7 protein-coding genes, 1 pseudogene and 1 riboswitch are annotated in these 15,666 nt (G+C 43.4%); of the genes and pseudogenes, 3 read left to right on the top strand and 5 right to left on the bottom strand.

The genetic code is table 11. The annotated features are described in order from the left end of the window. Positions 1-22: 22 nt before the first annotated feature. On the bottom strand, positions 23-1,633 hold the full coding sequence (locus CI960_RS00055; RefSeq protein ID WP_094582158.1) for an Ig-like domain-containing protein: 1,611 nt from the start codon (positions 1,631-1,633) through the stop codon (positions 23-25). Between the two features lie 204 nt (positions 1,634-1,837). Between CI960_RS00055 and CI960_RS00060 the strand changes: the two genes are divergently transcribed. From CI960_RS00060 to CI960_RS00075, 3 genes are all read left to right on the top strand, one after another. After that, on the top strand, positions 1,838-6,790 hold the full coding sequence (locus tag CI960_RS00060) for a DUF5074 domain-containing protein (RefSeq protein WP_005859676.1): 4,953 nt from the start codon (positions 1,838-1,840) through the stop codon (positions 6,788-6,790). A 25-nt stretch (positions 6,791-6,815) separates the two neighbouring features. Beyond that, positions 6,816-8,105: an Ig-like domain-containing protein gene (locus CI960_RS00065; protein WP_036629091.1), complete on the top strand. Its 1,290-nt coding sequence runs from the start codon at positions 6,816-6,818 to the stop codon at positions 8,103-8,105. Positions 8,106-8,447: 342 nt separating this feature from the next. Beyond that, positions 8,448-9,005 carry a DUF2284 domain-containing protein gene (locus CI960_RS00075; protein WP_005859673.1) on the top strand — a complete coding sequence of 186 codons (558 nt, stop codon included), beginning with the start codon at positions 8,448-8,450 and terminating at the stop codon, positions 9,003-9,005. A gap of 104 nt (positions 9,006-9,109) precedes the next feature. Here the strand turns inward: CI960_RS00075 and CI960_RS00080 are convergent. From CI960_RS00080 to CI960_RS00095, 4 genes and pseudogenes are all read right to left on the bottom strand, one after another. Further along, positions 9,110-10,384: pseudogene (locus CI960_RS00080) on the bottom strand (AAA family ATPase). Positions 10,385-10,463: 79 nt separating this feature from the next. Then, entirely contained in the window at positions 10,464-11,558 is a 1,095-nt protein-coding gene (locus CI960_RS00085; protein WP_005859667.1) for a PepSY domain-containing protein, read from the bottom strand. Between the two features lie 14 nt (positions 11,559-11,572). Next, on the bottom strand, positions 11,573-13,828 hold the full coding sequence (locus CI960_RS00090; protein ID WP_226766582.1) for a TonB-dependent siderophore receptor: 2,256 nt from the start codon (positions 13,826-13,828) through the stop codon (positions 11,573-11,575). 161 nt (positions 13,829-13,989) lie between these two features. Then, positions 13,990-14,186, bottom strand: a riboswitch (cobalamin riboswitch). Between the two features lie 115 nt (positions 14,187-14,301). Next, complete coding sequence (locus tag CI960_RS00095; RefSeq protein WP_005859662.1) at positions 14,302-15,639, bottom strand: threonine/serine exporter ThrE family protein; 1,338 nt, start codon at positions 15,637-15,639, stop codon at positions 14,302-14,304. Positions 15,640-15,666 lie beyond the last annotated feature (27 nt).

The following is a 15,666-nucleotide window of genomic DNA, read 5'->3' on the forward strand; positions in this document are numbered from 1 at the left end:
AATATACGAAGTGAATATTGCTTTACATGAAGGATTGATCGGGTGAATCGTGACTTAGTACCTCCCGAACTTGAATCACAAAACGTTCCAGTATTTTCCCGTTTATCTGCATTAAATAGATTTGATATCCGGCTAAATGCTCAAAGCGCAACGCTCCATTCTGATAGGAAACCTTTGGGATAACGGGAGCCATAGTCTCATTGCTCACCGGATCAGAAGATTTTTCTACCATATAGGTATCGATCACGTCCAAGCCATTCATGACTTGGATCTCTATCCGATAAGCGTCATCCCTCCCTAGGTTCTTCAGTGGGACGGATATAGTGCCGGAAGTAGCCCGTAAGCCTTTCGTCAGTAGTTCAGTAATGATATTGCCTTCCGCATCCGCTACGTAAGTGCCTATCTTTTTATAACTTCCATTCTCATATCTGTAGACACGAACCTCATAGGAGGTGGCTTCCTCCACTTTAGGGAATGAGATAACCGCCCCGGTCCCTTCAAAATCGATCTCAGGAGTAACCGTCTCCGTTACCGTCACCTCGCAAACAGCGGTATATCCGCCATCTACCGATCGGGCTGTTATTTTCACCACACCGGGCTTGGCACCTGTTACGACCCCATCTTCTACCGTTGCTATACCTGTATCGGAACTACTCCAAGTAACCTGCTTATTATCAGCGTTTACAGGAGAGATACTAGCTGCAAGGATTGCATTTGCTCCTGCTTGTAAACGCAAAGAAGACTTATTGAGAGAAATGGATGTTACGTGTATCACCGGGATCTCGGGTTCATCCCCTCCACCTCCAGAGGGTATTGTCGCAGCGACAAAGACATCCCCGGGCTGAGTCCCTTCTGATGTATTCATATTTCCATTCCAGCTCCACGCATCCCAACAACCATCCGTCAATACACGGCTTGTAGCACCTAAACCAGAATAGCTAAAATTAGAGGTTTGACTACTTCTCACAAAATAACTCCAATAGCCATAATACCAACCGGCTTGCCAATGAATGCCATTGCTACAACTCCAATGGTCATAGTCATAAGATGGATATCCATATCTTTCCGCATTTATCGGGTGATAGATAACCCCGGTTTGTACGCCTTGTCGAATAGCCGCCGCTACGTCCCCCGCCGGATTTTCAGGAAAACCAGTCTGCCCCAACAAAGGATTCGTAATGGGAGGTTCAAATTTGAAAGCATTCTTCGGTTCATTCTTGGCCCCATCCAAATCATATCGAACGTCCAGATTATCCCCATATCCAATACCATCAATCGTATAACCCATCCAACCCGTATATTGGGTTAATAAAAGAAGTTTCGGATCGGCCTTCGCTATCGCCACGATCATATCGTGTCCGGTAGCCTCGCCATCCCAGCGATATCCCCAAACCATAGCATCCGGTCGATTCCCATCATGCCATTCGATCACTAAAGCGGCTCTCTTGCTGCCGCTTCCTACCCAAAACTGGATGTCGTCAAAAGAAAAGCTGGCGTCAGCCCTTAACTGGGACTTTGTTTTCGCCAGCACATTCGGAGCCGAGGGATGTGGTTGCCCTTGAACCAATCCTTGCGCCGAAAGACCTACTACACACAAAGCCATTACAAAGAAAAGAGATAGAATTTTTCTCATAAGCTTTTATATTAAATGTAAAACTCCAAAAAACGATCAAGAGGGAATATAAAAGAAAGATCAAATAATCATGAATATTTCCATAGTCCGGGAGGAACTTCATTCAATATCTCTTCCATCCGGGAATTATCTATTGATAGGCGAAAAGGATGGCGATAAAAAAATATTTAAGATTCATATTACTCAATAATTAAATTCATTAACATGAGACGAACACTTTACTTAAGTATGGCCTGTTTGCTATCGGCTCTGTCGGTAGTCGGCCAAACCGGTTCGCGGGATCTGAATCCGATAGAGAAACAGAAACTGCAATTACCGGAATTACCCAGTTCGCAGGCACGAGCCTCGATGCTTCGATCCAATGGAAGCGTGGATTACACGAAAGGTACCTTTATCGTAAACGAGGATTGGTACGGGCACCAGAATAGCTCGGTGAACTTCCTCTCGGAGGATGGGACTTGGACGTATAATGCGTTCCAAAAAGAGAATCCGGGACATGAATTGGGATGTACGAGCCAGTTCGGTACGATTTATGGGGATTTGTTGTATATCGTGTCCAAGCAATCAAAAGATGGTGCGGCATCTGTAGAGGGAAGTCGCTTAGCGGTAATTGACGCGAAAACGATGCAAGTGAAGAAGGAATTCCAGACGATCAACAGCGCAGGAGCTGATGGACGTTCTTTTTTAGGAGTGGATCTGACGAAAGGTTATATCGGAACGAGTAATGGTATTTATGTTTTTCATACAGGATACGATGAAAAGACCGGAAAATATGATGAAAACCAGATGTCTATAGAGGCCAGCGCAATCGAAGGAACGACGGGAATTTCTTCCAGCGATTTGTATCATTCACAGATTGGAACCATGATCCGTGTTGGAAAATATGTATTTGCGGTACATCAAACGAAAGGATTGTTGGTGATCGATCCGAAAGAAGATAAAGTTATCAATACGATATTGAAGCCCGAGGAGGATAGTAATCATGGCTTGGGCTCTATCGTGCTTTCTAAAGATGGTAATTTATGGGCTAGCGTGACATTCGAGTTAACTGGTACCGGAGCGACAATGCCTTATATGTGGAAAGTGAATCCATATACGTTAACAACGCAAAAGGTAGATATACCAACAACGGATGGTATTGAGGAGATTCCCAACTCTTGGTATGCATGGACCGCCGATGGTTTCTGTGCCAGTACGAAAGAGAATAAGATCTATTGGAAAGGACAAGGCTCCGGTAGTTGGTTCACGGGATATAAGATTTTCTGTTATGACATAGATAAGGATTCTTTTTATCAAGTATTCGACTTTACAAAGCTAGATAAAGGAGATTGGCGTCTTTATGGTACGGGATTCCGTATTGATCCGGTGGATGATAATATGTATTGTTTCCTTTATCATGAATTCTTAAACCCGGAACATGAATTAGCGGTAATTAAAACAGACGGAAGAGGGGATACGAACGGAACAATGGTAGGTCGCTATCCTTATGAGAAAGTGAATTATTGGTTCCCTGCTTTGCCTGTGTTCCCGGATAACATGGCTCCGACAATCACAGACGGTTTACCTAGCGAAATTACGTTTTCCGCTGAAAATACGAAGTATAGTAAATCAATGGATGAGATTATAGAAGATGGTGATAATATGATTTCAGCGGTTGTTACTACGATTGTGAATCCGAATCCGGAACTAATTAGTGCGGAGGTGATAAATAACACATTGACAATTGCTCCGATTGTGGAGGAAGTTCAAGAAGCCAAGGAAATACAACTTAAATTGAGTTTTAATTCAAATGGAAAACTGGTAAATAAAGATGTACTGGTGAAATTAACAACTTCATCAACAGCTCCTTTTGAGTTTAAAGAAAAGGAGATCACGCTGGATGGTAAAGGTAAATCCTTGGCTTTGACTATTAGTGGGTTAGCAGGGGAACAGGCTAGCTGGAGTTCTTCTCACCCTGAAATAATTAACGTGTCAAATGATGGAATAGTAACAAGTGTTGCTTATGGAACGGCAGAGATTCGTGCGACAAGTAAGACTCGTCCGGAAATGTCCGATGTTTGTATTGTAACAGTTAAACGTCCTGCAATGATATTACAGACTCCTACGGTTGAAATGTATGAGAATGAATCTAAAAGTTTGATCGCTTTGAGTAATGGCGTAGAGAGTGCTACGGAAGAAATAGAATGGATATCTTCTAACGAAAAGGTTGCTAAAGTAGGAGCGAGTACGATTCCTGGATCTCCTCATCCAATGATTTTTGCATATACGGAAGGAACCACAGAGCTTAGTGGCAAAATAAAATCGACAGTAACAGGGCAGGAATTATCTGTCACAAAATGTCTTGTAACCGTGAGGCCATTTGTGGCTATGACTGAGATAAAATTGTTTGGTGAATCAGGTGAAGAACTTCAAGAGGGTACTCCTATTCAATTGGAGGTGAATAAACGTACCACATTAATTGCAAAATCTTATCCGGAAAATGCTACGGATAAAACAATTAAATGGAGTAGTTCTGATAAATCTTTATTTACGGTGGAAGATGGGGTTATTACTGTCTGTGGAGCTGGTACTGCTACTATTACTGCACAATCAGAAGATGGAAAAGTTTCTGCCTCATGTGAAGTCTCTTGTTCTTTTAAGGTAGAGAAGGTGGCATTCACGAATAGGGTTAATGGTTTTAAAAAAGCTGGTAGTAGTTTAAAAATACCCATCTCATTTTATCCGGCTATCTCAAATACTCTTGAAATAAAAAAAGAAAATGTAAAAATTGAAAGTCAAGAAGGTACATTGAGTTGGACTGTCAAATCTGTAAGTAATACAGAAATAGTATTACGAGCAACTCCTTCCAACGCTTACGGAAAGGCTATTCTTTCCGCAACTATAACAGGTGTTGAAACAGGTCAGGCTTTTGGAGATCCAATTCAGTGTGAAGTTCTTGTATCTAAGTGGGCTACATCTTTGGTGCTTGAGGAAAATACTTGTTTCTTAAAGCAGGGTGAAAAATATCAGATTAAACCGACTGTTGATTATGGGTCACTTACAGAGGTAGAGCAGGCAGAAAAGGACATACTTTATTCTTCTGCGGACGAATCTATAGCAACAGTTGATAAATCTGGTTTGGTTACTGCTGTTGGCTCTGGAAAAACAATCGTAAAGGCTTATCTCTCTGATGGAAGTAATGGGTCTGCTTTTAAGGGAGAATGTGTCGTATGTGTAGGTAGTCAGCCTGTTACAGAGGTGAAGTTTAAGCAAAAGGAATTTACCATTAAAGTGAATGAATCTTTGAATCTTTTAGATCAAGTTTCTGTTCTCCCTGAAAATGCGGATTTTAAATCTATAACATGGAAGGTTTCGTCTTCTGGTTTTAATATAAAAGATGGAATTGGTAGTAGTAATTTTATCGGTGTATATGAAATAACTGCGCAAAGTGAAGATGGTCAAGCTTCTGATAAATGTACAGTCCATGTGGATGGAGATGTTCCGTTAAAGGGCTTTTCTGTTGAACCTAAAGATTTGTCAATAGATATTTCTGTGTCGACATTTGACCGAGATGCTTTACTTAATATGTTGAAAATTAATTTTAATCCTACTAATGCATCTGTGCTGTTTGGGTCTGTACCTGCGATTCGTAGCATAGAATTCGAATCAAGCAATCCTGAGGTATTAGAACAAGAATCTCGTACTAAATATAATGTGAAAAAAGTGGGAACTTCTAAATTGACACTAACCTATACGACTTATGGATATGAAGACGAGATGTTCGTTCATGTAACGGACAAAAGTAAAGGGGTTTTGGGTATTGTATTAGAGGCTTCTCAGAGAGTTGCCGCTATAGGAGAGTCGTTTAAACTAGCTTATACCCTTCTAAAAGATCCCGATTTTAAAGGAGAGATAGATGAATCCGTTACTTGGTCTAGTAGTAATGAGGCTTGTGCTTCGGTTGATCCGAAGACGGGTGAGATTCTGGCATTAGGAGATGGAGAAACCGTTATTCGTGTAAGCTCTGATACAGGTGGTTTTGTTGCGGCTTGTACACTTTCTGTAGGTAAAGGGATCGTGAAAGTAACGGGAGTCTCTTTGAATCAGGATCGCTTAGAGTTAACAGTCGGCCATGCGGTACAATTGGTGGCTGCTGTAACACCAAGTGACGCAAAAACAAAAACGGTGAATTGGTCAAGTGATAATCGATTTGTTGCGGATGTAGATAAAGATGGCAATGTGTTGGCAAGTAGTGAGGGTACGGCTACGATCACGGCGACTACGCTTGATGGAGGCTATACAGCTACTTGTAAAGTGATTGTTTCTGCGGAACCGGAAAAACCGGGGGCAAATGTTACGGGTGTTAGCCTAAATGCGTCTTCTTTGTCTTTGAATAAAGGTGAGGAGGCTGTATTAGCAGCGGTGGTATCTCCATCCAGTGCGATTAATAAATCAGTAACTTGGAGTTCTTCGGATGCCACGGTAGCCACAGTAACTAACGACGGTACGGTTAAGGCTGGTATCGCCGGTGTAGCTACAATTACGGTGACAACAGATGAAGGTGGTTATACCGCTACTTGTGAAGTAACGGTAATAGATCCGGATTTGGAAAAACCTGTGGTTGAAGTAAAAGACTCTACGGCTATATTAACATTCCCGAAAGTTCCGGAGGCTACTTTCTACGAGGTGTCTGTTTATAAGTACGTAAATGAGATACCTGTATTATTTGGTGTTTACACGGTTGATGCAGAGGGTAATATCCTTACTGGCTTGATGAGTGAGCTTCGTTCTGGGGAACAAGAAAAGATCAAGGTCTCTATTCCTGAATTAGATGGAAGTTCAGAATATATCGTAAAAGTTACAGCTATCAAGGAAGGTGATGGTAGGCAAGAGATATTAGGAACATTCTATAGTGAGCCATTCTCCACATCCGGTCCGGTGGCTAATGAGGCTATCGGTGTTGGTGAAGCGATGATTTATTACTATGAAGGTCGATTGCATTTGAATAATCTGGAAGGTTATTCTTGCTATATTGTAAATATGAATGGCGCTATATTGGATCTTTTTAAGATATCGGGAATTAACGAGTCTCATCCAATCCAATATTCAAGAGGTGCTTATATTATAGTAGTGGTAAAAGATAATGATCGGATGAGCAAGACGATCGTTGTTAAATAATAATGTATTAACAAATTAAACATTGATGAGCATGAAAAAGCTTTATCTTTTTCTCGCATTAATCTTAATGGCGGGAAGTATCAGCGCACAGCGTATGGTACAAGGTGTGTTACGTTCGGATTTACCGGCGGAAAAACAGAAAGCGGCTTTGATGTCCGCAAGGAGTAACCGTACTTTTTCTTTTGACAGTATTGATTTCTGGGTAGGTGATGGTGAAAACCGTGCGGCTATAGTTTTGACTTGGCATGACACGAATAAAACTGTACCAGATAATATGGTTTGGGGATATCGGTGGTCTGCTGATGTAGATACTATTTCTGGATTGAGCCTATTTGAGGCAGTAATGAAAGCGGATCCTCGTTTGATCGGTTTAGTGCAATACACCGGTTGGATGGGATCAACGATTAATGGTATTGGATATAGCGAATTTAGGAGTGATGTAGAGGTGACCTTTGATTATGAGGGAGCAAGTGCTAAATTCAAATATCCTTATGATAAAGAGACTACAGAGGAAATGGCTGCTACCGCAATTTCGGAGGGTGAAGATGATGGCGTGATTTATCATCCTTTTGATGCAAATATTTCAGGTGGTCCATATTATGATTATGACTATTGGACAGCTTCAACAGCATCAAATGTTCATTGGTTCGCTGGTTGGTATTCCGGTTATTGGAGTTATTTCGTTCGTGATTCCTATACTCAAGATTTCTCTTATTCCGGATACGGGGCATCAAGCCGAAAAGTCCAGAATGGTACTTGGGATGCTTGGAGCTGGAATAGTTTTATGGGAACGACATCGGGAACAGAACCGGGTGATAATTTAGTAGCGGCAACTCCTATCATTTGGCTTAATAAGAAAGCCATATCCTTAAGTGGAAACGTAACGGAACAATTAACAGCATCTGTACAATCTACTTATGCTTCTTTGACTGGTGCGGTATGGTCTTCTAAGAATACTGCTGTTGCGACAGTTGACCAAACGGGTAAAGTTACGGCTGTAGCTCCGGGTACAACTGAAATCAAATTAATTACAGCTAATGGTAAATATAACACGTACTGTAAAGTAACCGTAACCGGTACAGCCACGAAATCAGCGGCCGCAACCGCAAACATCTCTTATTCCGACAATACCTTGCGTGTAAAAGATCTAGCCGGTTATACCGGTTACATCACGAACACCGCAGGTTCTGTAGTATCTACTTATGTGATCACCTCTTCTGATGACGTGAAAACAGTAAACTTGAATAAAGGTGTTTATGGCTTTACAGCGGTAAAAGGTACAGAGAAAGTCTCTGTTAAGTTTGTTGTGAAGTAAATCATCTCTTGATTTCGCTAGAGTGCTCTCTCTTGCTCTTGAGAGTACTCTAGCGTTACAGATTCCGTGAAAGATGTATGATCTTACGGCGATAAGATTATACATCTTACAACGGTAAGATCATACATCTTATAATGGTAAGATCATATATCTTTTATCGAACTACAAGCTAGCTTTTGGATTAATTTGCGTTCTTTGCGACGATCCCGGAGTATACCACCATAATACCATGCCATTGTTTTTTCATTGAAAGCTTCACGTGTAGCTGTACTGTGTTCCCTGTATTATAATGTATGTAGTTGCTGATTTTTTTATTTCTTTACAAGAAAATTTTCTTTTCATATGATCGAATATAAAAGTTACGATTATACAAGAACCATCCCTGTGGATGATTATATCTTACGTTATCGGGATGAGCGGCGTTTCATGGCCTATTGCCGGGAGTGCCGTAGGTATGGAAACTGTTGGAGTTGTCCGCCTTTTAATGATTCGGAGGACTATTTATCCGGTTTTCGGAATCTATTGATTGTTTGTACGCGGATTACTCCTGTCGTATTGGATGTGCCGGATGCGGTGGAAGCGGGGCAAGAGTTGATGCATAGGGAAAGGAGCCGATTGGATAAACGTCTTCTTGCGTTGGAGGAGGAATATAATGGGCGGGCGTTTTATGCCGGTAGTTGTATACTTTGCCCTTGGGAAGAGTGTACACGTAGATCTGGTAAGGCTTGCCGCTACCCCTTGCGGATTCGTCGTTCCCTTGAGGCCTGTGGGTTCGATCTGGGACGTACTACCTCGGAGTTGTTCGGTATAGAGATGAAGTGGTCCGAGAATCGGAATTTGCCGGAATATTTACTTTTGGTTAGTGGATTCTTATATGATTGGGAAACCCCGATTTGGTAAGTTAACTTACTTTGCCATTTAAGTTAACTTACTTTGTCGATGGAGTTAACTTACTTTACCGATGAAGTTAACTCCGTGAAATGGAGGAGTGGCACGGCTAGGCTTTATTCGGTAACCTCCCAGCATTTCCATCCTTTATTAGCGCAGATATATACAATGTACGAGCGTACATTATATACAGGGAATTTCTGTTTGGTATCCTTGGCGTAAGCACGTACTTGCGCCACGTCCTCGGGGCGGGGATCGTTTAGCGCCAGCATGTGTTCGGCCTCTTTCGCCTTGAAATACTTGAATTCCACCAATCGGTCATCTTTATAATAGTTTGTGCCGGGTATGCCGGTCATTTCGAAATTGGAACAGCCTACGGAGTTGTTCTGCTCGATGGCGAACGTATAATAGCTGCTTAGGTAGCGGGAGCAAAGCTCGAAGAAGGAGCAACGGATAAAGTTCTCGTTGATCTTGTCGAACACCTACGCCGGGAACTGCCCGAGATACTGCTCGAAATAGTTTTGCACCAACGGCTCGAAACAGCGGTCTTCCGTGAAGCGTTCGTAGGTGGGTACATAACGGGGGGCACCACCTTCTATATGGTTCGTCTCGTTATAATAGTCCATGTAGATACTGCGCATCGTGAGGTTGGGCTACCATGCGATAATTGTTACGTAGCGTAGTCATACCCAGATAGAAGAGGCTGACAGGATAAAAGGTCTTATCGAAGAACTTCTTCTTATTGAGCTTACTGGATAGGTCGGGAACGTTATACGGCAACTCGTCGTTTCTTTATAACCTTGAAGAAGGTACGCAGGAAACTATCCTTCGTGGTTATTTGCTCATACAGTGGGTCCTTGTAGGCGGTCAATAATTGGTTGGTGAAATTATCGTACTCATCGATCAAGATATATACTTTTGGAAGGCCATGCTCGCGGGCGTACCCCAAAGCCTCCTCCAGCATTTGGGAGGCATTGCCTTTGGTGGTAAACTGGAAGTCTTGGAATAAGTCCCGGTTGTGTGTTACCATGATTTCTACTGGAGAACAGTTCAAGAGGTTGAAATTCCGCTCCAACCCTTCCATGTCATTGGCCATGACCATAGCGGAGAAGCCATAACGCACGACCATGTAGCGGCTATGTTCCTCCGTTGGGTATTCCCCGATCCAAGTGCCGCCGAACAATTCTTCGAAGCGATCGGCCTTGGTGCGATCGTAGTAACAGGCAAGAGTGGATACGAGTAGGCTTTTCCCGAAACGACGGGGACGCAGGAAGACCGGGGCATTATAATTCTCCAATCTGGGGATAAAGTTCGTTTTATCCACATAATAGAATTTACGCTCCCGTAAATATAAAATCCGCTACCGCATAAGGAATCGTTATTTGTGCCATGACATTTCTTTTTTCCTAATTACACAATATTACGAATATACGAAATTTCCTTATGCGATGCGATTTACTGGACTTATGTTTACCGGAAAGGGAAATGTTTCTGCCGATTGCGAATAACCCAAAGGTAAACTCCCGTGAAATAGAGGAACGGTACGGCTAGGCTTATGAGGATCCATAGGATTCTGGAGAAGTGCCCGAGGAAAGTGCCGAAGTGGACAAAGTACATGGAGCGGACAAGCTTCTCGGCGGCCGGTTTGTCTTTCCAGAGGTTTATGGCGACGACCTTGCCGGTAATAGGATGGATGTAGATATGGTTGCTTCCAGTTCTTTCGAAGTCCCCTTCCCGATACATCCGTACGGAGAAAACAGACGTGTTGTCTTTCGGGAAGAATATCATTGTCGGGGTTCCCTCTTTGAACTCTTCTTGGGCGGTCGTTAAAACGGAATCCAATGATACCCAATCACCTGTGTATTTATCAGTTTTTGGTGCCGGTGCGACTGCTTTTCCTGCGGATATGGATTCAAAGAAAGATTGATATTCTTTCTTGAACCCGAAGTAGGAGCCGGTAAAAGCGATGACCAGCAAAAAGAGGGATGTACATATACCTATGATGGAATGTGACTTGAAAAGCTTGGCTCTCAAGCCCATCTTTCGGTTCACGGAGAAGATACGACGCTTGGGTAATAATAGAAAGCCGGATAGAGTTAGGAAAATCAACAGGAATCCCGATAAGGCGACGATGGTAGCTCCTTGCTTTTTCAATAGCAGGTTCACGTGAAAGTCGTATAACCATTGAAAAACCTTATGCCGGTATCTGTCCACTCCCGTAACTTCCCCTGTATAGGGATTGACATAGATCTGGATACGGCCTTTCTCATCCGGGAATGTAGTACGGAAACTGTAGGCGCAATCCTCGCCTCCGTATAAGACCATATTATTGATCTTAGCTTGTGGATATTCGTGCCTTACGTTCTCTAGCAAAGTTTGCGGCGACACGGTTCGGGAGGCTGGCTTGACAAAAGCGATATCCTTGACAGATAGTTTTTCAAGTTCCGGCTTGTACACGATCGCTGTGCCGGAGAGGCATATTAGGGTTATTATTAGCCCTAATATGAGTCCGGTGTATAAATGTAACTTTACTATGATCTTTCTAATGATCGAATTATGCGACATGTCTTGTGCCTTTTTTAGAAGTTGACCGCTAGCATAACCATCAGCATCCTGGCCGAGCCGGGGAATAAAAGATAGTTCCCTTGGGATCCGGTATAATATTCTTGGTTGAATACGTTTTTCAAGTTCGCCGAGATCTTGTAGAAACTGCGCTTGTAAGCCACGAAACAGTCAACCAGATGATAGGCGTCCAGATCGATCGTATGTGCCATGTTTCCGTAGGATTTACCTTGGAAGTACCAACCACCGCCGAAAGATAAGCCTTTAACCGGGCCTTTACGGATTAGGTAGGAGGTCCATAGGTTGAACTGGCTTGGTGAGATATTGGCCAGTTGCGTACCTACGGGATAGGTCTCGTCGTTCGTTTTCGTTACCTCGGCATGCGTATATGCGTAATTGAAGGCTACGCTCCAACTGGGGGTGATCTCTCCGTTTACCGAAAGCTCTATACCTTTGCTGGTCTGCTTGCCGATCAGTATCTTATATTCCTCGTCTTCCGGGTCTATCGTCGGCAAGTTGGTCTTCGACAAGGTATAGAAAGCCAGACTGGTGCTCAAGCGATCGTTGAAGAATGATTTCTTGACTCCCGCTTCCCATTGTTTAGAGGTAATCGGGTCGAATGCCTCGCCATCCTTCGTTTGCCCGGATTGAGGGACAAAAGACTGACTGTAGGTAGCATATAGGCTCAAGTCGGGCATGGGCAGATAAACAAGACCCACACGAGGCGAGATGGCAAAATTGTTTTCATCCGTTTTTTTATCCTTAATATAATTATCTTGTTTATCGTTCACCCAGTCTGCACGGGCGCCAAGCAATAACTTCCATTGAGCGGAAAAGCTTACTTGGTCTTGTAGATAGATCGCGTAGGTACGTTGGGTGATACGTAAGTCTGTACTCTGTTCCATCTCGAAATCAACTGGTTTTTCGGAATATTCCGGATGAACATAACTAATCGGGGTGTACATATTCCCTTTTACTTTCCTTCGGTTGGTAAGCCATCCGTATTCCAAGCCCGCTATTACTTTATGCTGGATGAAGCCCGTCTTGAAGCTGCCGTTCAATTCCTCCAATACATTGGTATAATTGATTTTTGCGTCCCAATGTGCCAAACGGCGGGTAATCGTGCTGTCCTTCTGAGGGGTTTTCATCTGGAAATACAGACGATCCTCATGCGTGAAATATTGGCGGGCGGAACTTCTGAATGACCAGTTCTGGTTGAAACGGTGGGTCAACTGGAAACCAACGCTATTATTGGTAAATTTGCCATAGGCCCACGGTTCGCCGAGGAATGTCTTGAATCCGTTATCTATCACCTCATTGTTGATATGCAAAACGCCCGGATCCTGTGTCCTTTTATCCCGGAAGATATCGGCATCGATATTAAGGGTGGTCTTGCGTCCTAAGTCAATGTCGATGACTGGGGTGATGTCGTATCGTTTGCTGTTTTGCGGTTTCCTGAATTTATCGGCATCCTCATACATTCCGTTCAAGCGATAACGGATGGTCTTTTTGGCGTTCAGTGGGCCGGAAATGTCGATAGAGGCTTGCTTATAGTCGTAACTGCCGTATCTGATCGTTGCGCCATACCGGGGCGTATATAAGGTCGGCTTGGTGATAAAGTTGATGATACCTCCGGGCTCTACCGCTCCATAAAGGACAGATGCTGGGCCTTTGAGGATCTCTATGCGCTCGATACTGGATAGAGCGTCGTTCGAGAACTTTAGGTATCGTACCCCGTTCCTGAAATAGTTACGGGAGTTCGTCATGGAGAAACCACGGGAAGAGAAGACCTCGTTGATGTTGGAAGCCTCACCGGAAGGTCCGCCTTTCACGCCGCCTAGGTTCCTTATGGCCTCGGTCATGGTGGTAGCCTGTTGGTCTTCCAATAATTTCCGGGTCGCTACGCCTACAGTTCCGGGTATTTCCATTACGGGGATATCCATACGGGTAGCCGAATTAGCGATGTCGGAGTTATAACTCTGTGGTTTCGCCCCGACGATATCTACCTCGGGTAGTCCTAGTAGCTTGTAAGATAACTGGATATCCATCTCGTAATTCCCTTCTCCCGCGGGAATATCTCGGATTGCCGAGACGGTGTTGTAACTGTTGGTGATCAGTACGTGGTCCTTCGTGTCCTTGAGTGGTAAGGAGAAATACCCGTCCGTATCTGAAATAACTCGTATATCAGTACCCTTGATGTAAATGACAATGTTCGCCATCGCCTTGTTATTCTCATCTACGATCGTACCGGATACGACTCTGATACTTCCCACCGATGGCCTACTTTGAGCGATCATTCGGGTGCCAGACAAAACAATCCCGCTAACAATTAGCAGGAACAAATAAAAATGTCTCATAATGTATAAAAATTAATTACGCAGTTTACATCTCCAGTGCAATCGATCCAATGATTCCCCAAAATCCCGGAAGAATCTATTCCTTATTTTTGTCTGGCAGGTTTCCTGACTAACCTAGAAAGCGACCTTCCCATCTTTAAAAAAGACAGTGGTATGAAGAAGCTTTCCTCCTTATGGGTTTTACAGTAGCGGGCTCTGTTCCGGAATCTAACCGAAATTCCCTTTTATAGACTTGCGGAATGCAACATCTATCACCAAAACGTCACAAAAATATAGTATTGATAGGACTTTTTTTAATGAAATATGTTAAATATATTGAACGTATTAAACAATTTGGCATATCCTTATGCGACAGTTTTTCCCGGACTAATCTTTATGGAAAAGTTTTTTCACCATTCAATGAACTTCCCTCTTTCTCGGCGCTTTTCCAGTTCCTCTTGTAAATGTCGTTGGCGATCTTTGGCGATGTAACGACGGGCGAAGATGTTCGGGACAGCTACACCGAGTGAGATACAAAGAATGATGAGTGCGGAATTGATCCCGTTGAAGAATGCGTTTGTGACCTCACCGACTACTCCATGCAGGTTTATAAATGCCAGTAATGAGCGATACATGAGTACTCCCGGAATCATAGGAATGACAGATGGAATCGTCAATACGTGATTGGGAACATGGCACCAATGAACCGCTTTCACAGCCAATACACTGACTACGAAACTTCCCATAAACGAGCCGATCACAGGACCATAACCTAATTCGAAGTTCACAAAGTTACGGGTACATACCGCAATGATACCTCCTACGGCCACTACCCATAATAGTCGACGTTGGATGTTGAATATCATGGAGAAACCCATGGCTGAAATTGCCGCCGCTATCGCGTATATGTAGTACGGATCATGTGGAACCATACTCAATTCACTGAACTTATGATCGATCTCGACATCGTTCATGACAAGTACCCGCATGGCGAATGCGATACCGAAAGTCATGGCGGCTACCATCATGACTGTATTAGAGGCTCGGGTAATACCGACCAGCAAATGATTGTCCAGCATATCATCCACGAAGTTGATCAAGGGAACACCCGGTACGATAAACAGGGCACAGGCTAATAATGGATGATAAGGCGTATCGGATAGTCCTGAGAAAGAGGATGCGTATGCCAAACAGGTGGATACGAAAGCCGCCGCCGCGATACTCATATATACGTTAAGTCCGGCCTCGACACAGCGGGCTCGTACCCTAAACCCGACGAAAGCGCAAATGGAAGCGAATAGGAATGCCATCCAGTCGCATCCGAATAATTTACAGAATCCTCCGCAAGCAAATCCTGCTCCAATGGCTACGATATAAGGGGTATAATTCCGGGGTTGGTGAACGATCTTCTCCAGTTCTTCCTCATATTTATCCAAGGAATAATCTTGTTCGATCGCCCGCCAAGAAAGCTTGCTTACCTGTGAGATTGTCGTCATGTTAATACCGTGCTTCTCGCATTTCTGGAATTTAGAGAAGGAGTTTCGCTCATCGCTTACGTTCACCATGATCATGGTCCATCGGATATCGATATGCAACTTCTCCTCGGGGATACCCATAAAGGCGGCAACTCGTTTCATGTTTCGCTCGATACGATTCGTGTCAGCGGCACTTTCCATCAATAATTTTCCCGTACGGAGCAAAAGATCCAATTTGCGCCGTAACAACAATACTTCCTTGTCTGTCATCATTTCTTTTAATTCTTATGTTGTACTCTA

Origin of the sequence: Parabacteroides sp. CT06 (genome assembly GCF_002257605.1) — a bacterium.
Taxonomy (GTDB): Bacteria; Bacteroidota; Bacteroidia; order Bacteroidales; family Tannerellaceae; genus Parabacteroides; species Parabacteroides distasonis.

Coding starts and splice junctions, on each gene's coding strand:
- CI960_RS00060 (WP_005859676.1), top strand. CDS start 1,838: ATGAGACGAACACTTTACTTAAGTATGGCCTGTTTGCTATCGGCTCTG.
- CI960_RS00085 (WP_005859667.1), bottom strand. CDS start 11,558: ATGTCGCATAATTCGATCATTAGAAAGATCATAGTAAAGTTACATTTA.
- CI960_RS00055 (WP_094582158.1), bottom strand. CDS start 1,633: ATGAGAAAAATTCTATCTCTTTTCTTTGTAATGGCTTTGTGTGTAGTA.
- CI960_RS00065 (WP_036629091.1), top strand. CDS start 6,816: ATGAGCATGAAAAAGCTTTATCTTTTTCTCGCATTAATCTTAATGGCG.
- CI960_RS00095 (WP_005859662.1), bottom strand. CDS start 15,639: ATGATGACAGACAAGGAAGTATTGTTGTTACGGCGCAAATTGGATCTT.
- CI960_RS00075 (WP_005859673.1), top strand. CDS start 8,448: ATGATCGAATATAAAAGTTACGATTATACAAGAACCATCCCTGTGGAT.